The organism is Chitinophaga sp. W2I13 (genome assembly GCF_050434005.1).
In the GTDB taxonomy this organism is placed as follows: domain Bacteria; phylum Bacteroidota; class Bacteroidia; order Chitinophagales; family Chitinophagaceae; genus Chitinophaga.
On sequence record NZ_JBNPWD010000001.1, the window covers coordinates 6,382,765 to 6,408,282 of the forward strand.

The 25,518-nt window shown below is 47.4% G+C and carries 23 protein-coding genes; 17 read left to right on the top strand and 6 right to left on the bottom strand.

The genetic code is table 11. The annotated features are described in order from the left end of the window. The first annotated feature begins 10 nt into the window (after nt 1-10). A complete protein-coding gene (locus tag QFZ48_RS26085; protein WP_429048237.1) occupies nt 11-1,900 on the top strand; it encodes a CocE/NonD family hydrolase in 1,890 nt (629 codons plus the stop codon). Here the strand turns inward: QFZ48_RS26085 and QFZ48_RS26090 are convergent, their stop codons facing one another. Continuing rightward, nucleotides 1,901-2,317 (bottom strand): hypothetical protein, encoded by a 417-nt coding sequence (locus QFZ48_RS26090; RefSeq protein WP_429048236.1) that lies wholly within the window; start codon nt 2,315-2,317, stop codon nt 1,901-1,903. A 278-nt stretch (nt 2,318-2,595) separates the two neighbouring features. On the opposite strand from QFZ48_RS26090, the gene QFZ48_RS26095 reads away from it, so the two are divergent. After that, entirely contained in the window at nt 2,596-3,207 is a 612-nt protein-coding gene (locus tag QFZ48_RS26095; RefSeq protein ID WP_370910826.1) for a hypothetical protein, read from the top strand. 3 nt (nt 3,208-3,210) lie between these two features. Here QFZ48_RS26095 and QFZ48_RS26100 read toward each other — a convergent pair whose 3' ends face one another. Continuing rightward, complete coding sequence (locus QFZ48_RS26100) at nt 3,211-3,681, bottom strand: MarR family winged helix-turn-helix transcriptional regulator (RefSeq protein WP_429048234.1); 471 nt, start codon at nt 3,679-3,681, stop codon at nt 3,211-3,213. Beyond that, nucleotides 3,678-4,184, bottom strand: coding sequence for a GNAT family N-acetyltransferase (locus QFZ48_RS26105; protein WP_429048232.1), 507 nt, complete (start codon nt 4,182-4,184; stop codon nt 3,678-3,680). The genes QFZ48_RS26100 and QFZ48_RS26105 overlap by 4 nt, the downstream gene beginning before the upstream one ends. Nucleotides 4,185-4,402: 218 nt before the next feature. Here QFZ48_RS26105 and QFZ48_RS26110 point away from each other — a divergent pair, with 218 nt between their 5' ends. Next, on the top strand, nt 4,403-5,233 hold the full coding sequence (locus QFZ48_RS26110; RefSeq protein WP_429048230.1) for an SDR family NAD(P)-dependent oxidoreductase: 831 nt from the start codon (nt 4,403-4,405) through the stop codon (nt 5,231-5,233). A 58-nt stretch (nt 5,234-5,291) separates the two neighbouring features. Continuing rightward, complete coding sequence (locus QFZ48_RS26115; RefSeq protein ID WP_429064505.1) at nt 5,292-6,212, top strand: helix-turn-helix domain-containing protein; 921 nt, start codon at nt 5,292-5,294, stop codon at nt 6,210-6,212. A gap of 287 nt (nt 6,213-6,499) precedes the next feature. On the opposite strand, the gene QFZ48_RS26120 is transcribed toward QFZ48_RS26115, so the two are convergent. Continuing rightward, nucleotides 6,500-8,365: a helix-turn-helix transcriptional regulator gene (locus QFZ48_RS26120; RefSeq protein WP_429064507.1), complete on the bottom strand. Its 1,866-nt coding sequence runs from the start codon at nt 8,363-8,365 to the stop codon at nt 6,500-6,502. 229 nt (nt 8,366-8,594) lie between these two features. Between QFZ48_RS26120 and QFZ48_RS26125 the strand changes: the two genes are divergently transcribed. From QFZ48_RS26125 to QFZ48_RS26145, 5 genes are all read left to right on the top strand, one after another. Beyond that, on the top strand, nt 8,595-8,918 hold the full coding sequence (locus QFZ48_RS26125; protein WP_429048224.1) for a DUF4870 domain-containing protein: 324 nt from the start codon (nt 8,595-8,597) through the stop codon (nt 8,916-8,918). Between the two features lie 157 nt (nt 8,919-9,075). After that, the gene (locus tag QFZ48_RS26130) at nt 9,076-10,029 is read left to right on the top strand and encodes an SPFH domain-containing protein (RefSeq protein WP_429048223.1); all 954 of its coding nucleotides are present in this window, start codon (nt 9,076-9,078) and stop codon (nt 10,027-10,029) included. A gap of 19 nt (nt 10,030-10,048) precedes the next feature. After that, on the top strand, nt 10,049-10,294 hold the full coding sequence (locus QFZ48_RS26135; RefSeq protein ID WP_429048222.1) for a hypothetical protein: 246 nt from the start codon (nt 10,049-10,051) through the stop codon (nt 10,292-10,294). Between the two features lie 3 nt (nt 10,295-10,297). Next, nucleotides 10,298-11,128, top strand: coding sequence for a hypothetical protein (locus tag QFZ48_RS26140; protein WP_429064509.1), 831 nt, complete (start codon nt 10,298-10,300; stop codon nt 11,126-11,128). 11 nt (nt 11,129-11,139) lie between these two features. Beyond that, nucleotides 11,140-11,709, top strand: a complete 570-nt coding sequence (locus QFZ48_RS26145) for a DUF6620 family protein (protein WP_429048218.1) — start codon at nt 11,140-11,142, stop codon at nt 11,707-11,709. A 103-nt stretch (nt 11,710-11,812) separates the two neighbouring features. On the opposite strand, the gene QFZ48_RS26150 is transcribed toward QFZ48_RS26145, so the two are convergent. Next, nucleotides 11,813-13,114, bottom strand: coding sequence for a vanadium-dependent haloperoxidase (locus QFZ48_RS26150; RefSeq protein ID WP_429064511.1), 1,302 nt, complete (start codon nt 13,112-13,114; stop codon nt 11,813-11,815). Nucleotides 13,115-13,395: 281 nt separating this feature from the next. Here QFZ48_RS26150 and QFZ48_RS26155 point away from each other — a divergent pair, with 281 nt between their 5' ends. Further along, nucleotides 13,396-13,992, top strand: coding sequence for a DedA family protein (locus tag QFZ48_RS26155; protein ID WP_429048215.1), 597 nt, complete (start codon nt 13,396-13,398; stop codon nt 13,990-13,992). Here QFZ48_RS26155 and QFZ48_RS26160 read toward each other — a convergent pair. Beyond that, nucleotides 13,989-15,785 carry an AMP-dependent synthetase/ligase gene (locus QFZ48_RS26160; protein ID WP_429064513.1) on the bottom strand — a complete coding sequence of 599 codons (1,797 nt, stop codon included), beginning with the start codon at nt 15,783-15,785 and terminating at the stop codon, nt 13,989-13,991. The two genes, QFZ48_RS26155 and QFZ48_RS26160, sit on opposite strands and share 4 nt — an antisense overlap. A gap of 239 nt (nt 15,786-16,024) precedes the next feature. Between QFZ48_RS26160 and QFZ48_RS26165 the strand changes: the two genes are divergently transcribed. The 7 genes from QFZ48_RS26165 (at nt 16,025) to QFZ48_RS26195 (ending at nt 25,457) form a co-directional block, all read left to right on the top strand. After that, on the top strand, nt 16,025-16,636 hold the full coding sequence (locus QFZ48_RS26165; RefSeq protein WP_429064515.1) for an RNA polymerase sigma factor: 612 nt from the start codon (nt 16,025-16,027) through the stop codon (nt 16,634-16,636). A gap of 130 nt (nt 16,637-16,766) precedes the next feature. Then, nucleotides 16,767-17,693, top strand: coding sequence for a FecR domain-containing protein (locus QFZ48_RS26170; protein ID WP_429064517.1), 927 nt, complete (start codon nt 16,767-16,769; stop codon nt 17,691-17,693). Continuing rightward, nucleotides 17,665-17,847: a DUF4974 domain-containing protein gene (locus QFZ48_RS26175; RefSeq protein WP_429064519.1), complete on the top strand. Its 183-nt coding sequence runs from the start codon at nt 17,665-17,667 to the stop codon at nt 17,845-17,847. The genes QFZ48_RS26170 and QFZ48_RS26175 overlap by 29 nt, the downstream gene beginning before the upstream one ends. Before the next feature lie 186 nt (nt 17,848-18,033). Further along, the gene (locus tag QFZ48_RS26180) at nt 18,034-21,759 is read left to right on the top strand and encodes a SusC/RagA family TonB-linked outer membrane protein (RefSeq protein ID WP_429048207.1); all 3,726 of its coding nucleotides are present in this window, start codon (nt 18,034-18,036) and stop codon (nt 21,757-21,759) included. Between the two features lie 37 nt (nt 21,760-21,796). Beyond that, the gene (locus QFZ48_RS26185) at nt 21,797-23,398 is read left to right on the top strand and encodes a SusD/RagB family nutrient-binding outer membrane lipoprotein (protein ID WP_429064520.1); all 1,602 of its coding nucleotides are present in this window, start codon (nt 21,797-21,799) and stop codon (nt 23,396-23,398) included. Nucleotides 23,399-23,527: 129 nt separating this feature from the next. Then, nucleotides 23,528-24,124, top strand: a complete 597-nt coding sequence (locus tag QFZ48_RS26190) for an RNA polymerase sigma factor (RefSeq protein ID WP_429048204.1) — start codon at nt 23,528-23,530, stop codon at nt 24,122-24,124. A gap of 112 nt (nt 24,125-24,236) precedes the next feature. Then, a complete protein-coding gene (locus QFZ48_RS26195; RefSeq protein WP_429064521.1) occupies nt 24,237-25,457 on the top strand; it encodes a FecR family protein in 1,221 nt (406 codons plus the stop codon). Nucleotides 25,458-25,518 lie beyond the last annotated feature (61 nt).

Consider the following 25,518-nt stretch of genomic DNA (forward strand, 5'->3'; position numbering starts at 1 on the left):
AAAGAGCAGGATGAAGCGATTTGTTTTTATGTTGCTGGGAGCATTTGCCGTGCTCCCGGCCGGGGCTCAGCATGCCGGAGACTCCGTATGGGTAAAGGAACATTATTATAAAGAAGAGCGGCAGATCCGCATGCGGGATGGCGTGCATCTTTTCACCGCTATCTATATTCCAAAAGACAGCAGTGAAAAGCATCCTGTTCTGATCACGCGCACACCTTATTCTGCCGCGCCTTACGGAGCGGAGCAGTTTACGCCTAATCTCTGGAATACTTACTGGAAAAGCTATGCAGAAGAAAAGTATATCATCGTGATCCAGGACGTCCGCGGCCGCTGGATGAGTGAAGGACAGTTTAAAGATATCCGTCCTTTTATCCCGGGGAAGAAGGGGCGCGAAATTGATGAAGCCAGCGATACGTACGATACCATCGACTGGCTGCTGGAAAATGTACCGGGCAACAATGGCAAGGTAGGCGCCCTGGGTATTTCGTATCCCGGCTTTTATACTACTATGGCGGCATTGAGCGGGCACCCGGCATTGAAGGCGGTGAGTCCGCAGGCGCCGGTGACCGACTGGTTCCACGGCGATGATTTTCATCACAACGGCGCTTTTTTCCTGATGGATTGCTTTGGCTTTTATACCAAAGGCTTTGGCTATCCGCATCCGTCGCCGGTATCTACAGCGCCTGTGCAGGCGTTGAAGCTGCCCTGCGCTGATAACTACAGCACTTTTCTGAAGATAGGGACCATCAGGAATTTTACCCGGCTAACCGGCGATAGTCTTGCTTTCTGGAAAGAACTCATTGCGCACCCGCAATATGACGGGTGGTGGAAGGAACGTGACCCGCGGAATTATGTAGCGCAAATAAAGCCGGCAGTGCTGGTGGTAGGCGGATTATTTGATGCAGAAGATTGTTATGGCGCCTGGAATTTATATAAGGCGATAGAGCAACAAAACCCGGCCACCCATTTCAATAGGGTGGTGATGGGACCCTGGTATCATGGGCAGTGGGCGGGCAATGATGGTGCGCGCCTGGGGCATGTTCAGTTTGGAAGTAATACGGCAACCTGGTACCAGGAGCAGATAGAAGTGCCTTTCTTTAATTATTATCTCAAAGGAAAAGGAAATCTGTCAGATCTCGCAGAAGCGAATATCTTTTTCAGCGGGGAAAACAAATGGCATCAGTTCAGCAAATGGCCGCCGGTGACAACGGAAAAGGAAATTTTTTTACGGCAGAATGGTGGACTGTCGTGGGATAAAGGTGGTACCGGCTTTAGCGAGTATGTGAGTGATCCGGCGCATCCCGTACCCTATACGCAGGACGTGCATTACATCCGTACAAGGGATTATATGACCGATGACCAGCGTTTTGCGTCGCGCCGTGCGGACGTGCTGACTTTTGAAACCGATACGCTTACGGACAACCTGACTATTGGAGGTCCTGTAACCGTTGATCTTCGTGTAAGCATAACCGGTAGTGATGCGGATTTTGTGGTAAAAGTGATAGATGTGTTCCCGGACGATTTCCGCTATGCGGATACGCCGCCGCCAAATAAAACCCGTGATGCCGGCGGGCCTTATCCGCTGGGTGGTTACCAGATGCTGGTACGGGGAGATATATTCCGCGGCCGTTTCCGGGACAGTTTTGAGAAACCTGCGCCTTTTATTCCGGGCAAAGTAACGCAGGTGAAGTTCCAGCTGCCGGATGTAGCGCATACTTTTCAGAAAGGCCACCGGCTGATGATCCAGGTGCAAAGCAGCTGGTTTCCTTTAGCCGACCGTAATCCGCAGCAGTTCATCAATATTTATGAAGCAACAGAAAAGGATTTTATAAAGGAAGCCATCCGTATTTATCATGATGAGGCGCATCCTTCCGGCATTATATTGCCGGTGCTGAAATGACTATATGCGGCGAAAGTAGATTTCAAGTTTCATCTGCCGTTTTTTATTTTTAAAGATTTCTTCATCTTCCCGGAAGATGACCAGTTCCTCGGGGTTCATGGTCCGGATTTTAAAGGTGATGCCATAGCCGCCGCCTTCCTGGAGCGTGAGTTCTTTGGTGCGACGGTCAAGCGTATAGGCCTCGTATCGCTGGCCCCCGTCTTCCAGCATGCCGTTATCTTTAAAAACCATTACGTCGTTAGGACTGAAACTGGAATCTGTTTTATCAAAAGTTTTTTTGCCGTCTTCTACGCAGCTCATCACCGATTTTACGGGTTGCCAGCGGCCGGTGATTTTCCCGTTTGTTTGGTTGGGCTTTGCATTGCTGCAGGCCATGGAGAGAAAACAGCTCACTATAAGCGAGTATATACTATTCATATTCCGTATCTTTAAATATCAACAAATTGTTCCCCATGCGTATAGATCGCTCTACGGCAATGGCGGTGTTTACAATTACTAAGGTGTTGACAGTTGTGGGATTCGTGCTCTTAATGAAGAGTAAATATGGTCAAAAGAGGCGCTTCTCTGTAGCATCGTTTTGAAGGCCCGAAATGCATTGTCCGTACTTTTACACCTCAAAGGTAGTGTAATATAAAATTGGCACAAGTTTTTTACCCGAATACTTACATTATTATTTTACAGTAAATTTTAAGGTTATGGCAGATAACATTGCGGCGCCATTTATTCCGGCGCAGTATACGGGCGAGGCTACCACAACTGCTGAGGTAAAAACACTGGTTCATGAAGCGGCCGCGCAGGAGTTCTTTAAAACGGCGGTTGCGCGGCTGCTGGATGTAAATCATTGGGCTACACTGAGCGGCAGCATGTCGTCGGGGTTCCAGTTGACGGATCTGGCCGGGAAACCGGCGGAGGGCAGTGCGGAAACAGGGATGTATATACGGATTGATATTCCCGGACCAGGCACCAATGCAGGGAAAGGGTTCGACTGGGTAAAGATTGAGCAGAAGGAGCATGTGGTGCTTAATGAGCACCAGGAAGTGTTTTTTATCAGGGCCCGCCCGTCGGAGCATCCTATCCAGAAAAGTGCAGGCATTGCGCATTTTCTGCGCAAGGAAGCCAGCAGTTCCTTTGTGTTGGTACGTAACGGTGCGGAAATAACTGCCACTGTTTACGGACGTAATGAGGTGCCGAATACACAAACCAATGACCTGGGCGATAAGCTCCGTAATGCAGTAGTAGGGGCCACCGGGGCCATTGGCATATCAAAGTTGCAGTGGAAAGCCCTGGTGAACGGCTTACTGGCGTAAGCTTTACAGTTGCTGTACCCTGTCAAAAAAACTAAACGATTTCATTTGTTGCTCTACCTCCTCAATGGCCTTCATCAGGTTATTTTTTGTATCTGTCAGCGCAGTAAGGGCCACCACCATCTTATTCCATACGGGTTGCATATCAGTAATAAGCGCTTTTCCTTTTTCCGTAAGCAGGATAAGCCGCTTCCGTTCATCTGTTTTGTCTTTTTTTGAGCGGATCAGCTTTTGTTTTTCCAGTTCCTTTAACAGGCTGATAGTAGAAGGGTGGGAGTACCCGATTTCCACGGCTATTTCCACCACGCTGAGCACCGGTTTCAGGTGCAGCGTATAGATAACGGGGAACCACTTGGGCTCAAAGTCGATCCCGTTGGCCTTATAAATCTGTAGCCCGTCTTTCCGCAACTGATCACTGAGTCGCTGTAACCTGGTAGAAATAGCCAGTATCCCTGATTCATCAATTACATTTGTCATGCTGCTCCGTCATTAATGTGTAAGTGATAAAATACATTATCTGCATTCATCAGGGGAAAATACGATGGTAAATCCGTTTTTTTTATTTCTTTAAAGTGGTTGCGTTCATAGAAGCGGCGGGCCGCAGCGAGTTTGTCGACCGTGCCCAGGTACAGATCCGTTATCTGCACCGATTTGCTATGGGCAACCAGTTCCTCCAGCAGTTGCTGTGCAATGCCATATTCCTTCCCGCGGAACTCCTTTTTTACAAACATTTTCCGGATGGCTCCTGCGTGGTGCCCGATGCTTATCAGGGCAATAGTGCCGGCCAGTTCTTCATGTATAAATCCTCCCCAGAATCCGCCGCCGGTGCGGTGGTAGTTTGTGTCAATGTCTTGCAGGTCCGGCTGGTCTTCCAGCGTAACAGGCACATTAAACTCCTTTTGCTGGATAGGCAGAACGATGTCAATTATTTCCTGGCAATATTCGTTGTGAATTGGTCTTATAACAGGTGCTGTACTCATTTGTATTAATTTATAGTACAAAACTACGTAGTTGACTACATAAATAAAAATATTTTTTATCCGGGGCATAAACGGGGCATGTATCTGTGCCTGACGGGTAATCATATCAAATCCGCAATTAGACTACAAAAGTCCTCAATTAGGCTACGTAGGGGCAGCTGCATCACCGGAACTTTGCTTCATCAAAAATTTAAAGACCAATAAAAATGAGAAACGACATGAATAGTAAAGTTTGGTTCATTACCGGCGCTTCGCGTGGTTTTGGACGTATTTGGGCAGAAGCAGCCCTGGAGCGTGGCGATAAAGTGGCGGCAACGGCACGTAATATCGACAGTTTAGCCGGACTCAAAGAAAAATATGGCGAACAGGTGTTAACCCTTGCATTGGATGTAACGAAGCCCGGTCAGGCCAAATCAGCCATAGACCAGGCGCATGCATATTTCGGGAGATTGGATATTGTGCTGAATAATGCCGGTTATTCGCTGGTAGGCACTATTGAAGAAGCGAGTGCAGAAGATATCAAGGCGATGTATGAAACCAATGTTTTCGGGGCTATTGCAGTTATCCAGGCCGCATTACCGCTGCTCCGGCAGCAAGGTGGCGGACACATTCTCGGTACTTCCAGCAACCTGGGGCATGTGGTACTACCGGTAATCGGATACTACTGCTCAACAAAATGGGCCTTTGAGGCCATCCATGAAAGCCTTGCTGCTGAGGTCAAAGACTTTGGGATCAAAGTGACCATTATTGAACCAGGCGCTTACGCTACGGAATTTGGCAGCCAGGAGTCGCTGAAATTCGCTGCAGGCATGGATATCTACTCAGACTTTAAAAACCAGTTTTTCGGAAAATTAAGAGACCTGGAAAGAGGGGATCCGAATGCCACACCGCAAGCGCTCTTCCAGGTGGTGGATGCAGAAAATCCGCCCCTTCGCTTCCACCTGGGCAGTCACAACCTGCCTTGGGTACGCAGCGCTTATGAGGAACGCCTGGCGCTTTGGGAAAACTGGGATGCTGTTTCCAGTTCCGCCCAGGGAATGGCTAAATAATTACCGCTCATAACCGGTAATCAAAATGGTTACCGGTTATGATTATATTTGTATGGAGATGAAGAAAGAAGAAAAAAGCGTGCATAAATTTGAGACACTGGCAGATGCCCACCGGGCCTTTGGCATGCCTCAGCCAAAGCATCCATTGATCAGTTTGATCAATGGGGCGCCGTCCTGGTCGGTACTGCCGCAGCCAGCGCAGCATCATGTACTGGGATTTTATAAAATTTCCTACAAGCCCAAACTTGCCGGCAAATTAAAATATGGCCAGGGCTATTATGATTTCGATGAAGGAGGCTTGCTCTTCGCTTCGCCCGGCCAGGTGTTGGGGGGCGGGGAAAATGACGGACCCGTATGTTCTGAATATACGTTGCTGATCCATCCGGATTTCTTTTTGGGTTATCCAATAGCCAAAAAGATCAGTCAATATGGGTTCTTCTCTTATACAGCCAATGAAACGCTACACCTTTCTGAAAGTGAGAAAGACACGATCATTTCCATTTTCAGGATCATGGAAGAAGAACTGAACAGCCGGATAGATGACTTCAGCCAGGATGTGGTGATCTCCCAGATTGAGTTGTTGCTGAATTACGCCAACCGTTTCTATAAGCGCCAGTTTATTACGCGGAAGGCGGTCAGTCATGATCTGCTGCAACGACTGGACGACCTGCTGACAGATTACTTTGGTAATGAGCATTCTTTAAGCAATGGTATCCCCACTGTGCAGTATCTTGCCGATAACCTGCATTTGTCCCCCAGCTATTTAAGCGATATGCTGCGTGCACTCACTGGCCAAAACGCGCAGCAGCACATCCATGATAAACTGATTGAAAAGGCGAAGGAAAAACTTTCTACGACTACTTTATCGGTGAGTGAAGTTGCTTATGCCCTGGGTTTCGAACATCCGCAGTCGTTCAGTAAGCTGTTTAAAACCAAAACCAAACTGTCGCCGCTTGAATTCAGGCGGTCTTTTAACTGAGTAATAACCGGAAGCTGTCATATTCTGTTTTTTATTTAACTGAGGGGATACTTCTCAGTTACTTCTCAGTTACTTCTCTGATACTTCTCAGTTACTTAGGAGTAGCGTATGTGTCGTACTCCCCATATAGTCCCTATATAGTCCCTATACATTCCCCATACACTCATGATACACTCATGATACACTTCCCATACACTCCCAATACACTATGACTCGTCCTGACATAGGGTCACGTCCTGAAATAGGTTTATACTTTTGTCAGATAATCCTGTTTAAAGTTTACAATATTAACTTCCCAACGCCTGCAGAAAAGCATTCAGGTCATCTTCTCTGTCCAGTCCCAGCTTTTGTTTGATCCTGTAGCGGCTCATTCTAACGCTTTTGGCTTCAATATTCATTAGCTGGGCAATTTGCCGGGTATCCATTTTAAGATAAAGGTAGGCGCAAAGTTTCAGATCAAGCAGGGTGAGTTTCTTTTGTGCTTTTTCATTGATCAGGTGAAAGAAATCGGGGTGTATCTGTTGGATCTGGACTTTTGCGTGTTCAAAATCGTTATCGATCACCATTTCTTCCTTGAGGATTTTCTGCATGTTTACGGCATCGCCTTCCGTTAATTTGTCTTTGATGTTCAGTAACGTTTGATGCTTATGTTCGAGGTGCAGCACATTGGCCATTACTTCTTTTTTGAGTTGCTGTTGCCGGGTTGCCAGTAGCTGCTGCTCGGCCCTGAGCCTGGCGTGTTCTTCTTTTTCCAGCTTCACCTGCATTTCCGACTCGTGTTTTTCCAATTGCAGCTGTTTTTCCCGCTGCATGGAGTAACGTAACCTGAAATGATATGAGCGGAACATGAACACCAGTCCAAGCAGGGAGGCGAGCGCAATGCAGGCATACAGATAATTTTGCATGGTGCGGCTCTTCTCCCGTTCTTTCAGGATCTGCATTTCGTTATTCTTCTTTTCCGTTTCATATTGTATTTCCAGCTTTTGGGTATTGAGTGCCTGTTGCTGATTGAACACTTTATTGTTATATAACGTGGCCTCTTTCTGAAACTCCAGGGCTTTGCGGTAGTTGCCCTTTTGTTCATAAAAATCAGACAGCGATTGCACCACATTGATCATGGTATAATAGGAATGGCTGTTAGCCGTTTTCATGACCTGGTAGGCTTCCAGCAGGTAGTTTTCGGCCTGGGCTTCATTGCCTTCCCGCCGGGCATATTCGCTGAGTATGCCCAGACTGCTGGCGACCACCTCTTCACTGTTGGCGGCATCTTTTAGCACCGTCCGGGCAACGTTCGCATAATGAGCGGCTTGTGCTTTGGCCCTCGCATCCTCCACAGGGAAGTATTTCAGGTAGCTGTTGGCAATATTTATACAGGCAATGGCATAGGGATTAGCAGCCACCCTGCCAGGGTATTGTTGGTAGAGCGTTTCCGTTTTACCCAGGTAATACAGTACACTGTCGAGCTCCTGGCGGTTTTTGGTAGCATTGAATTTGTATTCATGGGCTACCGAAAGGGCAGTATAGCAATTGCTCAGCAGGTTGAAATCATTTGCTTTGAGCGCATTATCAGTAGCCTGGCGGGCATAGGTACTTACCTTTTCTTCGTTGTTCCAGCCCGAATTAACCACGTAAAGCTGGTAATACATTTTGGCGGCCATATAAGGGTCAGGCGTCTTATCCAATTGCCGGAGGCCCAGCTGGCAATACTTCACCACCTCGTCTGATTTATCCAATGTTTTATACAACAGCGCACGGATATAAAAGGCATACGCCATCGCCACCGGATGGTTGGCCTGTTGCGCGCTGGTGAATACAGAATCAACGGTTTGTTTCAGATCATCATACTGTTGTGTATTGAACTTAATATTTGCCAGCATCGCGTAAGCTTTGGTGGCCTCAAGATAATTTTGATGCCGGAGTGAAAGAACAACGCTTTGCCTGGCTGTAGCCATGGCCAGGGAATAGTTTTTATTGGCCCGGTATATCTCAGCCAGCTGGTTAAGTAAAGGAGGCTTTTCCTTTTCATTGAATGTGGGATCGGCGGTTAGAGCTTGTAAACTATCCGGCAACGGCGCCTGTGCAGATACAAAAGATGACCATCCGCAAATACAGATCAACACGCAAACAAATGGCAGATATGGTAATGACTTCATGGGGTTAAATTACTATAAATCGGTAATAGTCATTATGAAAAGATCATTAAAGTTATGAATATCTGTATTTGTAAGATGATCAGAGTAAATGATTTGAAAATGTTGTAGACATATTGTAGACGCCCTTTTTACATGGGTAGTCGTTTTGTAGGATACCGGGATGCCTGATTAATAAACATTCACCACACATTTGCACAGGCAATAACGCCAACAAAAAAACCTTGAACCCATGAACAGCAAAACATTATCTATTTTATCATATGTAACCCTGATCGGTTGGCTGATTGCTTACTTCTCCGGTAAAGAGAAAACCGACAGCCTGCTCAGGTACCACCTGAAGCAGTCGTTAGGACTCGCCATTGTGAGCATCCTGCTCAATATCACGTTGACCATTGTAGCGCACCTGGTGCCGGCTTTATCTTTCCTCGGCCTGATCGGGTACGTGATCCTTATATTCTGGGTATTGGGAATTATCAATGCAGCCAACCAGGCAGAAAAACCTGTTCCGGTAATTGGTAAAGTATTCGAGAACAAATTTTCTTTTATCAATTAGCCTGCATTAACATTTTCTATTGTTTGTTGGCCCCTTTATTGTTTTGGTTGATCGCATTAATTTTTTTGTACGGTAACTCAATCAAAGAGAGTCACCGGTTGGGGAATTGAAACCATGTTATTTACGGCCCTGGCGCCTATATTAAAAACCTTTCAGGATGGGATTACCTTTTATTGAAATCATTGAATCTGTAACACCGGATCCTAATGCATTAATGTGGAAGTTTGCAGATGCCGATAAGGAAATTAAGGATGGTGCAGTACTCACCGTAAGGGAAAGTCAACATGCCCTTTTCCTGAATGAAGGACAACTGGCAGATGTATTTCCTGCCGGAAAGCACATCCTGAAAACCGAAAATATCCCTATACTTACAAGGCTCCGGGGCTGGAAATACGGTTTTGAAAGTCCCATTAAAGCAGACATTTATTTTTTTAACACCCATCAGTTTGTTAACCTCAAATGGGGTACCCCTGCGCCTGTATTGATGAAGGATGCCACCTTTGGCCAGGTGCGTGTAAGAGCTTTTGGTACGTACAATATCCGTATTACAGATGTATCCAGGTTCTTTAAAGAATACGCCGGTACCTGGCCGCGACTGGGCATCACGGAGCTGGAGTTGCAGCTGCGTGATTTTATTGCCCCCAAATTTGCCGAGGTACTTGCGCTGGCACAAATTTCAGTGGTAGATGCTGCAGGTAATATCTCCGGTTTAAATGAAAAAATCCAGCCCCTTATTCAGCCGTATTTTACGGACTTCGGCCTGGAAATTACCCGCTTCACCATTACCAGTATCACATTGCCGGAAGAAGTCCTTAAACAATACGACAAAGTTACCGGTATGAATATGGTAACGGACATGAACAAATTTTCACAGTATAGCATCGCCAATGCGATGGACAAAGATCATTCGGATATAGGAGATGGCGCCAGGCAGGCGGTAACCATGGGCATGATCACCAATATGGTTACCCAGGGAGCGATGCAGCCTAAGCCCGCCCCGGCAACAGATATTACCGAAAGACTTAAACAACTGAAAACGCTCTTCGATGCACAGCTGATTACCGAACAGGAATATGCTGCTAAAAAAGAAGAACTCCTGAAATTACTCTAACCTTCAACTTACAGGTATTATGGGAGAGGAAAAGAAACGGATACAAGCCTACCTGGAACAGCTCAAAAAGAAGGTAGAGACCCAGGAAAATTATGGCGGCGAAATAACAAACGAAGCAGCTAAAATGGATATTCGTGATTGCCCGGAATGCGGGGCCGGTCGCGCGTATCAGAAGGGACTCACTGCCTGCGCTTATTGTGGTTTTATATTCATGGATACCAAACTAACGGATGGCGTGAATATCAGGAAGGAAAATAATTCATAAATCATGTTCAATTTATTCAATAAGAAATATGAGAACGCTGCCCTGCTCGATGAAATAAAGACCCGGCAGGAGAGATGGTTTGTTTTCCTGGATAAGCTGGAAGCCCGCATGGCGGAGATGAACAATGCCGCAGTGCCGGAACTCCGGAAAGTTTTCCAACAAGATACCGATCCTTATAAGCGTGCGCATATTCATATGCTTTCCGGGCTGATCGGACAAATTAACCAGATGCGGAATAAGGCGAATGAGATCCGGGAAGATAATATTGTTGCTTTTGTATATGAAGCGGAAGCATCGCTGCCTTCCATTATTTCCAGGGCCGGGAGTGAATACCGTGCTAAGCTGCATACTTTCAGAATGGCTTGCCTGAACCGGCATTTTGTTTTTGAAGAGAAAATAAATTATGCTATTAGCCTGCTGCAGGGCGCTGCCGGAGAACAGGACCTGGAATCAGCTTACCAGGAAGAACTGGCAGCATTTGAACGGATACGTGATAAGTTCAGCTGCAGGCAATGTGGCGGCAATATCACTATTCCCAGGATGTTCTTTATCGATACTTATATCACCTGCCCGTTTTGCCGGTCGCAGAATACCTTTAGCCCATCCACCGGGGCTCGTATGGTATTGCATCAGGCCCGCAGCCTGGCAGAACAGCGAACAGCCCATTTGCTCCGGAGCTATGAGGCAGCTACGCCAAAGAATCCGGACCTGTACCGTCGCTACCTGCGTGCCATGTTTGATGAATGGAATAAGATAGTACCGGATATGGTGAGGGAGAATGAGAAATTTTACGAGCGTTTAATGAATGAATACACGATTAATCATCATCTTTAAATAGAAACATTATGTCTGGCAATCCATTATTAGAACCCATTCACGGAATTACTTTAGAAGATTACGGCGCTGCCTGCGCAAGACTCGGCAGCGGGCTAAGTGAAGACGATGTAGCAAAGGCTTTAGGGGTGGAGTTACCCGTTTGGCAGGAAGCTAACCTGCTTTGGCCCGAGCGGATGAAACAGGACGCCACCTTTCACATTGTTACCCTCTTCGGCCAATACTTTGGCCAGGCTGATCAGCATCCGAAATTCAGCGGCGTAAAGGCGGCTCCTTCACCGCAGGGTGCAGGCAATATCGAAAAAATCAAGCAGGATAAAGACTTCTACCAGGAACTGGAAGTTGCCAGGCAGGTAGCGTATGATTATGGCCTGGATGGCGCCCAATGGATCGTTGACAATTACGGTATTCCCATCGGGGATTTCCAGATTGCCGCGTCCTTATGGAATGACCAGATCCACCGCGATATCCAGGCTGATTACGCCGGGTATAATCAACGGCAGGCGGCTTACCAGGCAAAGTACCAGCAATTGTTTGCTGAAAAGCAGGGAGGCAACGTAGCGGATGATATTGAGTTTTAAAGATATTTTTTTGTAACACTCCAAAGAAAAGAAAGGCTGTATCATATTTTGATACAGCCTTTTCTCATCTGGCACCTGATCGGAACATACAATCATTTTTTCTTTAATAATTCAGCAACAGGATCCGCTGGGCCAGGCCCTTTCCGTTGAGACTGCCGGTTTCACTGTCGAAATCGTAGTGAATACCACCATACACTCTTGAAATGGAGGCCTCATTGATCATAGCGGTGAAGCTGCTGAAAGAACGTGGCGAAAAACCTTCCGGCACTTTTTGTTTATCCGTAAACGTGAAGCTGTTGCCGAAACGGGCAGCCAGGATGTTGCCTGCTGCACTGGTAAAGGTAGCATGCCCGGATGTGTATGACGGGAAAGGCGGGGTGCCTATCAGCGGCGACCAGGTGCTGTCGATATGCGAACGGATATACGTAATAGGGCGAAGCACGTTATACTTGTATTTATATTTCCAGCAAAGGATACCTGCATCATTCAATCCTATTCCTACCTGCGCAAAAAGTGTAGCTGCCTGGCCGAGGCTCAGGTGTTGTTCAGTGACCAGTTGCATGGTGAGTGCAATCAGGTGACCGGGAGGAGTGAAGGTGCCGCCGCCATCTGCCCAGTACCGGGCAATGAGGTTTTCTTCCGGGGTAAGTGTTTTTCCTTTCAGGTAAACAAAGCGCGCGGCTTTGTAGAAGGTACTGAGCGTGTCTGTAGCATAAGCCGGCGGCTGGATCACTGCCGAATCAGCTGCAGTAGGCTTCACCATAGGACGGTTCTTTCCCCAGTAAGGCAGCATCGCCCGTTGCAGTTGCGGTGGTGTTGGTACCCAATAGCCTGGTCCAACCGGTGGCGTATAGTCGGTGGGAAAGTTATTCAGGTAGCCATCCTTTCCGCCGTCTGAAGCAGACCACTGGTAAATGGCAGTGGCGATGGATTTGCCAAAACTGATGGAGCGGTTGATCACTTCCTGTGAACAGGTATCCGAATGTGCCTGCAGGTTATCACTTTCCAGCTGGTTGATCAGGTTGAGGTTCTCCACGCTGGCATTGCCGAAAAGGTTTTTAATAATCTGCGCCATGGCACTGTTGGCCGCTATGGTCCAGTTATAACGTTTCCATCTTTCCGGCGCAGGAAGACGGCCAAGCCCATTCAGCTGTCCGCCCAGTGAAGGCGCTCCATACATGCCCCCCAGTACTGCCTCGCGGAGCGTAACGCCGGTGTAGGCAATAGCCCTGGCTGCCACGGGAGGACTAAACCCCGGCGTTTCTTTTATCAGCTTCAACTCCAGCGTATACCAGGAAACAGGGACCGCCACATCGCCTGTGGTTACCAATGTACCGGCTACCATCTCTTTGGCTGCATCGGGAACCGGCTGAATAAGCGCGTCATTCTTTTTACACGCTATCATACTGACAAGGAAAAAAAGTCCCGCACAACGGGATAACAAACAATTAGACTTCATTTTTTTTTTTCTTTTTAAGGTTAACATAAAAGTGGTTAGATACAAACAATTACCCGACTAAATTAATCAAGGACCACGCAGCCAATCAGCGTAGTGTATGCTTTTTAAAATGAATAAAAGTTTAAATTGTAAATTGAGTAGCAGTGATGCGCAGGATCTGCTCACAGCAACTATCTTAATAAAAGAAATTTTATCAGCGAATACCAATCCTTAAAACTAACTATAACATGGATGCTGAATCATTAATCAGCTATGGAGGGTTACTCATCGTATTCCTTTCTGTATTCGGGCAAACAGGATTGTTTTTCTGCTTCTTCCTGCCCAGCGGCGGCCTGATGTTTACCGCCGGCGTACTAACCGCCAACGGGAATTTTAATTACAATATACTGGTGGTTTGCGCGCTGTGCGCCATTGCCGCTATTGCAGGAAATGTAACCGGGTATTGGATTGGCCGAAAAACAGGACATTTATTAAAGAACAAAGAAGACTCCGGCATCTTTCGCCGGCAGTACCTCGTATCAGCAGAAGCATTTTATAAAAAGTACGGCGCTACCGCACTAACAGCAGGTATCTTTCTTCCACTCATCCGCACATTTGCGCCTATTGTTGCCGGGATGATCGGGCTCGATTTCCGCCGTTTCCTTTTGTTTGCTGCCATTGGCTCCATAGCCTATGGCTTCAGCTTTGTACTGGCCGGATATCTCATTGGCAGCATGCCTTTCCTGAAACCTTATCTCAAATATTTTATCGTTGTTATTGTGGTTACGGTTACCATTCCCGTGGTGATACGGATCGTGAAGGAGTTCCGGAAATCATCTTCCTAACTATATATTTTTGCTATCGCATCTTTATATTTCTCCGTTACCACCTTTCTTTTCAGGCTGAGTTTTGGCGTCATTTCCCCGCCGGAAATACTCCATTCGTCGGTGAGCAGTTCAAACTTTTTAATTTGCTCCACGTGATTAAAATGCTGGTTGTAGTTGTTCACTACCTCCTGGTACATTTCCAATACCTTCGGTATTTTAACGGCGGCTTCATTGGTGGTATAAGGAATATTCTGCTGGTTCATCCAGTACTTCAGGTAGGTAAAGGCAGGAACAATTAAAGCCCCCGTGAATTTCTCACCGGCGCCTACTACCATGATCTGTTCAATAAAAGGACTTTCCTTAAATTTATTTTCAATGGGCTGGGGAGCCACATATTTTCCGCCACTGGTTTTAAACAACTCTTTCTTACGGTCTGTTATTTTCAGAAATTTATCATCTACCCATAATCCTACATCACCGGTGTGCAGCCAGCCATCAATAACTGTTTCGGCAGTGAGGTCAGGTCTTTTATAATATCCCATCATCACAGACGGACCCTTTACACAAATTTCACTGTCCTCTGCCAGCCTAACTTCAATACCGTTGATAGGAGGGCCTACAGTACCAAACTTCGTATCGCCGGGCGTTTTCCGGTTCACACAAATTACCGGGCTGTTTTCGGTAGGCCCGTATCCTTCATAAACCGGGATCTGCGCGGCATTAAAAATGCGCAGCAACTTTTCCTGGCAGGCAGCGCCACCGGTTACGATAAACCGGATCTTACCGCCCAGCGCCGCCCGCCATTTACTGAACACCAGTTTATTGGCGATAGCCAGCTGGAAATTGTACCACGCGCCTCCACTGATATTATTATCGTATTTACCGGCAAGCGATACGGCCCAGAAAAACAGTTTACGTTTGATGCCTGTTAACCCGCTGCCTGTGGCCATTATTTTTTCAAATACTTTTTCCAGCAGACGTGGAACGGTAGTAAAGCCATCGGGGCTAATCTCTTTCAGGTTGGCACTGAGGGTATCCATGCTTTCTGCATAATAAATACTGATGCCGCTGTACAGGTAGATATAAGTAACGCACTTTTCAAAAATGTGATTCAGCGGTAAAAAACTCAATACCTTACTGGGCTGCGGTGAGTCTTCAAAAGGAAAACTTTCTTTGGACAGTAAAACATTCGAAACAATATTGTTGTGCGAAAGCATCACGCCTTTGGGCGTGCCGGTAGTACCGGACGTATAAATAATGGTGGCCAGGTGATGCGGGTCGATGCCCGCTTTAATACTTTCCACCTGCTCCAGCAAACCGGGAGTAGCCTGTGTTGAAATAGTGGACCAGTGCGTAGCGCCGGGTATCTCGTCAAAGGTGTAAATGTGTTGTAAAGAAGGAACCCCTTCCCGGATACTGTTTACTTTATCCAGCAATTCCGGGCCGCTCACAAACATATATTTTACGGCAGCATCTTTCAGAATGAACTGTAATTCGGCGGGGTTGGTAGTAGGGTAGATGGGCACCAGTACCGCGCCTGTTTGCTGTACCGCCAGATCGGTGAATATCCATTCCGGGCGGTTATTGCTGATAATGGCAATTTTATCGGCGCCTTCAGGCGTAAAGTCGTTTCCCCCAACACCCAGTTGTAACAACCCTGCACTGAAACGGTTTACAATTTCGCTGACGGTAGCGGTGTCATATGTTTTCCATTGTCCGTTGATTTTAGCCGCCAGCATATCAGGTTTAGGGAATTGGGCCAGCTGCCAGGCGACAGCATCAAAAAGTCGTCTCTTCGAAAGATTGTTCATACGTGAAAATTAAGGTGTGTATACCGTTAAGATAAATATACTAAAAAATCTGTATGATTTTAAGGGCTGACTGAATGAGGGAGATACAGGGTTACTGATATTTTTATGTTTTTCCTTTGTGGTATTTGAATGATATTTGACCGATTGACAAAAAATATTTACATTTCGGTTACATCCAAAATTTTAGCCAGCCAATAATACCAGAATCAGTAATCAGTTTTGCTGTAAAAGAGCCACGCATGCCTGCAAGAAAAGACGTTTGTTTTGAGGAAGCTGCTTTATGGAAGCGATTTAAAGCCGGTGATAAAACCGCTTTTACGCTGATTTACCGCGAATATACCAGGCACTTGTTTCAATATGGTTTCCGATTTTGTACCGACCGGGAGAAGTTGAAAGACATGATCCAGGATCTTTTTATAGAGATATGGAACAGCAGGGAGACTATCAGTGACGACGTGGCCATCCGGTTTTATTTATGCCGCAGCCTGAAGTACAAACTGATCAGGGCCAATTACCAATACCGGTCTGCTTCCGATAAACAGGATAAATTCCTTCACCAGCATAACCCAATAGAATCTACCGTAGAAGAAAGGATCATTGACGCAGAAATCAGTGATTCCCGCAGTATATTGCTCGACAATGCGATCCGGAAATTATCGCGACGGCAACAGGAAATTATCACCCTCCGTTTTTATATGGGCTTCACCAATGCCCAGATTGCAGAACTGATGCACATGAAGTACCAGTCTGTCAGCAACCTCCTTTACAACGCCCTGGGGCGCATTAAAGAAACACTGGAAACCACTCCGTTTGCCAGGCGCCTGCTGGAAACCTTTTACTTCTTTATCTGATTATTTTATCTCCGCCATGGCAGGGCATTTCAGCCAGTGTTAAAAAAACTTTATTTTTTTTGAGTATAAAATCGGCGTCTTTGTCATTTGTGATAAAGGGGCAGTTAATTGTCTCAGAAAAAACAGCTGCATGAAGCATTTTGGAGAGGATACCTGGGAGTTTATCCGGGACGATAGCTTTGTTCAATGGGTGTTACGCCCGGATGCGGCCAATACTGCCCGGTGGGAGCAGTGGGTGGCAGCGCACCCTGAACGGGCCGCGGATCTCGAAAAGGCCAGGAGTATGGTGCTGACATTGGGAAACGTACCGCAACCCGCAGTAGAGGAATCGCTGCTGCAGGAAGTGTACGCCGCCCTGGAAGAACATATTGCAGAAGAACGTCCTGCTACGGAATGGGCGCCAACCCGCGTGAGAACGATTTCCCGCTACAGATGGTGGGGGGCAGCGGCCGCAGTACTGGCAGGGATTACATTGGTATCCATCTACCTGAAAAAAGACAACAAAACACCGGTAGCCGCTAAGCTGAAAAGCCATATGGAAAATGAGCAGCTCACCCGCATTAATACCACCGATGCCAACCAGGTAGCCTGGTTAACAGATGGTTCCACCGTAGTACTAAAAGCAGGCGCCTCTATCCGGCACGATGCCTTTTTATTACAGTCCAAAAGAGAAGTATTCCTGAAAGGCGATGCGTTTTTTGATATCGCCAAAGATGCCGGCAGGCCATTCTTTGTATACACGCCTGAAGTGGGCATCAAGGTGTTGGGAACGAGTTTCCGGGTATCCGCAGAAAACGGAAGTTTAACAGTAACCGTTAAAACCGGTAAAATAGCCGTGTACAACCTGGCCGATAAAGAACAGCGCAGTTACGTGGTAACGCCTAATCATAAAATCCGTTTTAATATCCGCACGGCGGCATTTGTAGCCGATTCGCTGAATACCAGCGATGTGGCAGCGCTATTGCCTGCCGTGGATCCGCCGCCTTTCGTATTTGATAATACCGCCGTAACCGACATATTCCACGCCAATGGAAACGGCCTACAGTATAAAAATTAACGCGAGCGAGGAAGTATTTGGTAAGTGCATGATCACCACTACCATTACCAATGAATCATTTGAAAACAAACTGAAAATTATTTGTGCTGCTATCAATGCCAGCTATAAAATCAGCGGGGGCCAGGTATATATCACCGGGAAGCCGTGTAGTTAAAAGTATTGTTCACTTGTAATTCCGCTAAAATGATCCCTGAATTCACTTGATTATCAACCAAAAAAAAAGGGGCGATGCACTAACACCGCCACCCTGTAATTTTTTCCTGTAACGTCTGGACAACTGCCGCAGGAAAGGATTTGTCGTATTAACGTTTTCATTAATCACAACAAAACACTTGAAGTTATGCACAAATTTGCAAACTCCAACCGGACTGTCATATTTTTTATGAGGGTTACACTATTACAAATAGGCTTATTGTTCTGCCTGATCACTTGTACATTCGCCCGGGATGTGCATGCCCAGGAGGTGCTCACAAAGAAGGTGTCATTAAACATGCCGCCCACCGACCTGCGTAATATCCTCAAAGCTATCACAGAAAAAACAGCTGTAAACTTTACCTACAACAACAGCACATTACCAGCCAAACAGCGTGTTGCCGTGAAGGCCAGCGATGAGCAGCTGGGCGAAGTGTTGCAGCGTTTACTCACTCCTTTGCACATCACTTTTGAAGTGATCAATGAGCAGATTGTGCTGAAGAAGGAAGCCTCCATGAATATAGAAGGCTTCAATGTGCTTTTTCAGAAGATCAATGGAGTCGTGAAATCCAGCGACGGCAGCCCGTTGCCAGGTGTGAATGTAATGGTGGCAGGTACCAACAGGGGTACCGTTACCAATGTGGACGGGCACTTTGAAGTGGAGGCAAAGGAAGGCGATGTGCTCGTTTTTTCCTCTATTGGTTTTGCCCAGCAACGTGTAACCGTGGGCGCCAACCCCGTGCTGAACATTGTAATGGCTACTTCCGCCACCTCGCTGGATGCGGTAGCCATAACAGCATTGGGTATTAAAAGAAGCGTAAGAACATTGGGCTATTCACAGGAAGAAGTAAAAGGCGGAGAAGTGGCCAAATCCAATGCGCCCAATATTGTGAATGCACTGGCTGGAAAAATGGCAGGCGTGAATGTTACCAGTCCCAATGGTGTGGACGGTGGTACCACCCGCATCGTGATTGGCGGTAACAACACCATCCAGGGCGATAACCAGCCGCTGATCATTGTAGATGGTATGCCGATGGCCAACGACCTCGCACAACCTTACGATGTGCGTAATGCACCTACCGGTAGCGCCATGTACGCCGGAAACAACGCAAACGCTGCCAGCACCAGTTCCCCGAAAGATTTCGGGAGCCCTATCAACATGATCAATCCCGAAGATATTGAAACGATCAGTGTGCTGAAAGGCCCCACCGCTGCTGCTTTGTATGGCGGTAAAGGCGCTAACGGCGTAATCCTGATCACCACAAAAAAAGGCGCTAAACGCAACGGTCTTGGTGTAGACTATACCTACGGTTATAAAAATATTGATCCATACCGTTTCCTCGAACTGCAGAACCAATATGGCGCAGGCGGTATGGTGTCGTTAGATCCACCGCAATATTTAACGGATGCCAACGGCAACCCGAAGTTAACAGAAGGCTGGACAGGCATGTACGTGGATCCTAAAACAGGATCAGGCCCGTATGGCGTGAATACCTACAACCAGGTGGGATGGGCAGGTTCCGGTCTTTCCTGGGGTCCAAAAATGGAAGGCAAATCAATTACCTGGTGGGATGGTTCCCAACAGGCAGATGTGCCCCAACCCGATAATATTAAACTGCTGTTCCGCAACGGTACACAGTCCACACATAACGTGTCCCTTTCCGGTGGTAACGAATGGGGCTCTATCCGGGCATCCTATTCCCGCCTGGATAACGAGGCGGTATTGCCTAACAGTGATTATTACCGCAATACCTTCAACCTGGGCGCCAACATGAAGCTCACGAAAAGGGTAAGCGTGCAGGTAACGTCTTCCTATATCGTTAACCAGTATCATAACCCACCGCAACTGGGTAACGACGACGCCAATTCCTGGATGAAGCGCCTGGTATACAATGCAGGCCGGAACTACCGGGGAGAAGATATTGGTATCTATAAAAATGAAGATGGTTCACAAAATACCCTCTCCGGTTTTCCATGGGTGGGTAACGGCGGCGCTACTGTATGGAACATCATGGAAAATAATACCGTTCAGAACAGGCGTAAATTGCTGGCCGGCGTACAGCTGAATTATGAAGCCACCGATTTCCTGGACTTTGTTTTCAGGGGAGGATTGGATAATAATACCAACGAGCTGACCATCAAGAACAGACCGACGGATGTAATAGGCATCACCAAAGGGTATTATGGTCATGGTACAGAACAGGACAACGCTTCCAACATGGATTTCATCGGAACGCTGCATAAGGAAAACCTGTTGAATGGTGTGCTTAATGCAAAGTTCTCACTGGGTGGAACTATTTACCAGCGCGACATGTACGGCATGTTTAACTACAACGACAACTGGGCGATCCCCAATGTATATTCACTGAACACCGGTACTTATCTCGGTAACCCGCACCCGGTAACAGAAAGCCAGTTGCGCAAGCGCATGAATTCTGTTTACAGTTTCATTAACCTGTCATACAAGAATTTTCTCTACCTGGATGTAACCGGTCGTAACGACTGGTCATCTGCCCTGCCCAAAGGCCAGTGGTCTTATTTCTTCCCGTCTTTTGCAGGTAGCTTTGTATTTTCTGATCTGCTGAAGACGGATCCGGCTATCCTGAGCTTTGGTAAAATAAGGGTAGCGTGGGCGCAGGCAGCAGTAGATCCTGCACCTTACCAGATCAACTATAATTATTCCAGCTTAACATTCGCAGGCCAGGCGGCTAACCTGTTGCCAAGCTCCCTGCCGGCGAAGGACTTCAAGCCGGCTATTAACACCACTGCCGACTTCGGCGTAGTGTTAGGCTTTCTGCATAACCGTTTGAATGCAGACTTCAGGTATTACAAAGGAAAATCCAGGAACCAGATTCTCAGCTCTCCATTGCCAATGAGCTCCGGGGTGAACACCATTGTGGTGAACACCGGTGTGCTTGAAAATTCAGGCATGGAACTGATCCTGCGCGCTAAAGTAATTGACCGCAAAGAATTTGGATGGGATGTAGCGCTGAACCTGGCGCACAGCAATAACAAGCTGTTGTCATTGTCTGATGGTACGGATCGTGTGGATATGGCCAGTGCCTGGAATGATGGCGGCTCACACGGCCCGGTTATTTCTGCAAGGGTAGGCGACCAGTTCGGCACCATTTACGGTCATGATTTTATCTACGACCCCAAAACCGGTTTGCCACTGATGGTGCAGAATCCGTTCGGAAATGCAGCCATGAACGGTACCATGTACCAGGCAACCGACGGCCTGGTGCCTTTGGGTAATGCTACACCTAAATTAACCGGCGGTATCACCAATACCTTTACATTCAAAGGGGGGATTTCTGTAAGCGCACTTATTGATGCAAAAATCGGTGGCGACATCTGGTCCGGTACCTATGCTACCATTATGCAACAGGGCCAGGCGCCGGAAACACTGAAAGAAAGGAATGGCGGCGGGCTGCCATATACCACACCTAATGGCACACAAACCAACTGGGGTGTGGTATTGCCAGGTGTGTTCCCCGATGGAAAGGTGAACGATAACGTAGTGCATTACTATTATAAATACATGCCCTACGGCGTATGGAGCAGTACCGATCTGGGCTCCGGTGTGAAAGGAAGCGACTGGATCAACAAAAGCGCTGTGCTGGAAAATACCTGGGTGAAGATGAGAGAGATTTCTGTTAACTACCAGGTACCACAAAGCTTTGTCAGGAAAACAAAAGTATTCCAGGCAGCTTCCCTGTCGCTCGTAGGAAGGGATCTTTTTTACCTCTACACTTCATTGCCCGATCATATCAACCCGGAAGGTGTAAACGGTGCGGGCAATGCGCAGGGACTGGAATTTATGTCTATGCCGAGCTTCCGCTCCTTAGGTTTCCAGGTAAGGGTTTCCTTCTAAAGGAACAGATCTACTCACCGATTAAAATGTGCAAAACATGAAGAACACAAAGAAAATATTCCTTTATATAGCCGGTGTTTCCATGACGCTTGGCGCTTGTACCAAAGATTTCCAGGAGATCAACACCACGCCGGGATTGCCAACCAGTACTACCATACCGCCAATGATAAACGGTGTGATCAGCACCCTGTTCCTGAAAGGACAGGAACAGGCAGCCATTCATAACGAATACTACTACCCGGTTACCCAACTGGCTACTATCAGCGGCAGTTCCGGTTACCTGGTGCAAAATGGTGCGCTGGATATCTGGAATGATTATTATGGCGCGCTGCAGAACCTGAACCAGATACAGGATAAGATAAATGCGTATGCCGGGGATAAAGCAGAAATGGATAATGTGCAGGCCATCACTTACATTTTGCGTGCCTATAAAACGCTGCGCATCACTGATCAGTTTGGGGATATTCCTTACTCAGAAGCAGGGCTTGCGTATACTTATAATACCGCCAATTACCGTCCGAAGTACGATTCACAGGAAAGCATTTACAAAAGCCTGCTGGAGCAGTTGAAGTGGGCGTCACAGCACCTTACTACCGCTGCCAACACGCCGGGAGGAAAGCCTTACCAGTCGCTGGGCGCTTCAGAAACTTTATTTGCCAATAACATCAGCATGTGGCAGAAGTTTGGTAACTCCCTGCTGCTGCGTTATGCTATGCAAATAGTGGAAAAAGATGCAGCTACCGCCACGCCTTACCTCCAATATGCGCTGGGTGGTATTCCGCTGATCGGGGAGGGTGAAGACGCTGGTATGTGGCCCGGCAAGCTGGGTGGCTATGTGCTCAACGACAGCCGCTTCTGGTCTTTCACCTCACATAAATTTGTGCGTTTAAGCACTACCTGCTGGAACATGATGGCAGATGGCACAAACACCGCACAGATCTTTGATCCGCGCGCAGTATTATTCTTTGAAACCAACCAGGCCGGCAACTGGGCGCCGCTTCAGCCAGGCAGCACGATAGGTGATAATAACAATCCTTACCAGGATACCAGGGATGCGAATTTCGCCAACAAAGACAACTGCAAGTTTTCTCCCTTTAATTATTATATCGTAAGAGATATTTATTATCAGCCGGAATTATTCCTTACTGCCGCCGAAGTACATTTCCTGAAAGCAGAGGCATACGCCCGTGGCCTTGGTGTAGCCAAGAACATGGTAACCGCAGGTACGGAATATACTGCTGGGATTACTTCTGCAGTGAATTTCTGGTACTTTATTGCGCATAATACCAATGTAACCAATGATGCCTGGTCGAGTGTAGCGCCTGCAAGTCCTACGCCTGTGCAGATGGCCGCATTCCTGGCCAATCCGAAAGTAGCCTTTACCGGTACCGACGCTCAGAAGCTGGATAAGATTTATGCACAGGAGTGGTTATCTTTTTTCCGCCAGCCCTGGCTTGCTTATAATTTATGGAGAAGGACCGGCCGCACACCACGTGACGGCAACCCGGCTACCTACGCGAATTTTAACAGGCTGCAATATCCTGAACAGGAAGCGATCAACAACACTGTAAATAATAAAACACAATCCGACCAGATGGGCGGTAACTCCAATACCGTAAAAGTTTGGTGGATGAAATAAGATTGTGAATTTAGATGAATGATAACAGCCCCGGAGAATTCATTTCCCCGGGGCTTCTTCGTATTGCCGCTTCCAGGAAAATATTAATTCGCAATTAAATTTTCCTACATTAGCAAGGAGGCAGTCTATATGCATGCGCAGCTATATAACGATAAAGAACTATTCCGGCTGATTTCGGAAGGCGATGAAACCGCTTTCCGCATGCTCTTTCGCAGGTATGTTCCGGAGCTGCGTCCGCTGATACTGCATTTGACCAAAACCGAAGCGGTGACCGATGATATTGTCCAGGAAACATTTTTGCGGTTATGGATCAGCCGCGATAAGCTCCCCGAAATAGAGAATCCCCGGTCCTGGCTGTTGCGGATTGTTTTTCACCTGTCGTTTTCTTATCTCCGTAAACAGGTGGTACATCATAAGGCCATCGATATTATTACATCAGCCTATAGTGCAGATGCGTCTGCCAGCTCCACGGAAGAAACCATGGTATATAATGCCATGATGAAACAGGTAAGCGCCGCCGTGGCACAGTTGCCTCCGCAGGCAAAGCGGATCTATCTTTTAAGCCGCGAAAAAGGGCTTAAAATACCGGAGATCGCAGACGAGCTATCCCTTTCCCCTAATACCGTCAAGAACTCCCTGGTCAGGTCCCTGCAGTTTATCCGGAAGCAACTGGAGCTATCCGGGCACCTCTTTCCCGCCGTGGTGGTATGGCTGCTGACCCGTTAAATTTTTTTTCTTTTCCATAGGTCCTAAACATTTACCTGCGCGTCTGTATGCATAGTACACGTTTTAATGAAGCAACCACGTTCACTGAATAACAATCAAAACAGATCATAAATTGTCGATACAAGACCGTTTAGCATACCTCCTGCAACAGGCTGTGAGCCATACTGCTACTGTTGCCGAACTCCAGGAACTATCAGACCTGATCCAGGCTGATCAAACCGGGCATACCGCTCAACTGGCGGAAATGCTGCTGCGAAAGGACCTTTCCGGCGAAGCCGTGGATTACGATGAAACTTACTGGAACCAGGTAGCCAGCAATATACTGGCAGCCGACCGTTCGCCGGAAATGCTGGCGCCTGTGCATACGCCATACCGGCGCGCATGGCTGGCAGCAGCCATTGTTTCCGGACTGTTGCTGTTATCCGGCGCCGCGTACTGGTTATGGCAAAAGCCGGCTCCCGTACCAATGGCAACGGTTACTCCTGCGCCGGCCAACGATGTGGCCCCCGGTACCAACAAAGCGGTGCTCACACTGGCAGATGGTACACAGGTACCGCTGGACAGCGCCATACACGGCGCATTGGCGCAACAAGGCAATACAAAAATTTCCCGCCAGGGCGCAGGAAAACTCACCTACACTTATAATGCAGCATCACATGATGTCTTGACGATGCAATATAATACGCTGCGCACCCCGCGTGGCGGACAGTTTGAGGTAACGCTGCCGGATGGTACCCACGTATGGCTCAATGCAGAGAGCACATTAAAATATCCTGTTTCCTTTACCGGCCGCAACAGGCAGGTAGAACTGAACGGGGAAGCCTATTTTGAAGTAGCTGCCAACGCGCAGCAACCTTTCCGGGTAATGGTGCCCACGCATGCCAATAATGGAAAGGACAGCCTGGAAATCGCCGTGCTGGGCACTCATTTCAACGTGATGGCATATAATGATGAACAGCAGATTAAAACCACGCTGCTGGAAGGGGCCGTGCGCGTAAGCAGCCATGGCAGCAGTAAACGCCTGGAGCCGGGCGAAGGTGTGAATCTTAATAAAAACAACAACACGTTATCTGCCCCGGCAAATGTAAATACAGAAGAAGCAGTGGCCTGGAAAAATGGATTTATCCAGCTGGAAGGTAACGACATCGCTTCTGCCATGCGTTTGATTTCACGCTGGTATGATGTGGAAGTAATATACAAAGCGCCTGTATCCGCCCACTTCCGGGGAATTATACCCAGGAATGTGCCGGTGTCGCAGGTGTTGAAAATGATGGAACTAACCGGTGAAGTACACTTTGAAATAAAGGGAAAACAACTGATCGTATCGCCCTGAATTCTTTTTCCACGTTAAAAAAACATTGACGTCATGAGTCCTTAATGTTTATTCCGTTACC

Bases quoted from the DNA above. Each gene is read 5' to 3' on its own strand.
- QFZ48_RS26115 (WP_429064505.1), top strand. From the start codon at position 5,292: ATGAAGAAAGAAGAAAAAAGCGTGCATAAATTTGAGACACTGGCAGAT.
- QFZ48_RS26165 (WP_429064515.1), top strand. From the start codon at position 16,025: ATGCCTGCAAGAAAAGACGTTTGTTTTGAGGAAGCTGCTTTATGGAAG.
- QFZ48_RS26130 (WP_429048223.1), top strand. From the start codon at position 9,076: ATGGGATTACCTTTTATTGAAATCATTGAATCTGTAACACCGGATCCT.
- QFZ48_RS26120 (WP_429064507.1), bottom strand. From the start codon at position 8,365: ATGAAGTCATTACCATATCTGCCATTTGTTTGCGTGTTGATCTGTATT.
- QFZ48_RS26085 (WP_429048237.1), top strand. From the start codon at position 11: ATGAAGCGATTTGTTTTTATGTTGCTGGGAGCATTTGCCGTGCTCCCG.
- QFZ48_RS26185 (WP_429064520.1), top strand. From the start codon at position 21,797: ATGAAGAACACAAAGAAAATATTCCTTTATATAGCCGGTGTTTCCATG.
- QFZ48_RS26140 (WP_429064509.1), top strand. From the start codon at position 10,298: ATGTTCAATTTATTCAATAAGAAATATGAGAACGCTGCCCTGCTCGAT.
- QFZ48_RS26110 (WP_429048230.1), top strand. From the start codon at position 4,403: ATGAATAGTAAAGTTTGGTTCATTACCGGCGCTTCGCGTGGTTTTGGA.
- QFZ48_RS26100 (WP_429048234.1), bottom strand. From the start codon at position 3,681: ATGACAAATGTAATTGATGAATCAGGGATACTGGCTATTTCTACCAGG.
- QFZ48_RS26175 (WP_429064519.1), top strand. From the start codon at position 17,665: ATGGAAACGGCCTACAGTATAAAAATTAACGCGAGCGAGGAAGTATTT.
- QFZ48_RS26190 (WP_429048204.1), top strand. From the start codon at position 23,528: ATGCATGCGCAGCTATATAACGATAAAGAACTATTCCGGCTGATTTCG.
- QFZ48_RS26135 (WP_429048222.1), top strand. From the start codon at position 10,049: ATGGGAGAGGAAAAGAAACGGATACAAGCCTACCTGGAACAGCTCAAA.
- QFZ48_RS26155 (WP_429048215.1), top strand. From the start codon at position 13,396: ATGGATGCTGAATCATTAATCAGCTATGGAGGGTTACTCATCGTATTC.
- QFZ48_RS26105 (WP_429048232.1), bottom strand. From the start codon at position 4,184: ATGAGTACAGCACCTGTTATAAGACCAATTCACAACGAATATTGCCAG.
- QFZ48_RS26170 (WP_429064517.1), top strand. From the start codon at position 16,767: ATGAAGCATTTTGGAGAGGATACCTGGGAGTTTATCCGGGACGATAGC.
- QFZ48_RS26160 (WP_429064513.1), bottom strand. From the start codon at position 15,785: ATGAACAATCTTTCGAAGAGACGACTTTTTGATGCTGTCGCCTGGCAG.
- QFZ48_RS26145 (WP_429048218.1), top strand. From the start codon at position 11,140: ATGTCTGGCAATCCATTATTAGAACCCATTCACGGAATTACTTTAGAA.
- QFZ48_RS26150 (WP_429064511.1), bottom strand. From the start codon at position 13,114: ATGATAGCGTGTAAAAAGAATGACGCGCTTATTCAGCCGGTTCCCGAT.
- QFZ48_RS26095 (WP_370910826.1), top strand. From the start codon at position 2,596: ATGGCAGATAACATTGCGGCGCCATTTATTCCGGCGCAGTATACGGGC.
- QFZ48_RS26180 (WP_429048207.1), top strand. From the start codon at position 18,034: ATGCACAAATTTGCAAACTCCAACCGGACTGTCATATTTTTTATGAGG.
- QFZ48_RS26090 (WP_429048236.1), bottom strand. From the start codon at position 2,317: ATGAATAGTATATACTCGCTTATAGTGAGCTGTTTTCTCTCCATGGCC.
- QFZ48_RS26125 (WP_429048224.1), top strand. From the start codon at position 8,595: ATGAACAGCAAAACATTATCTATTTTATCATATGTAACCCTGATCGGT.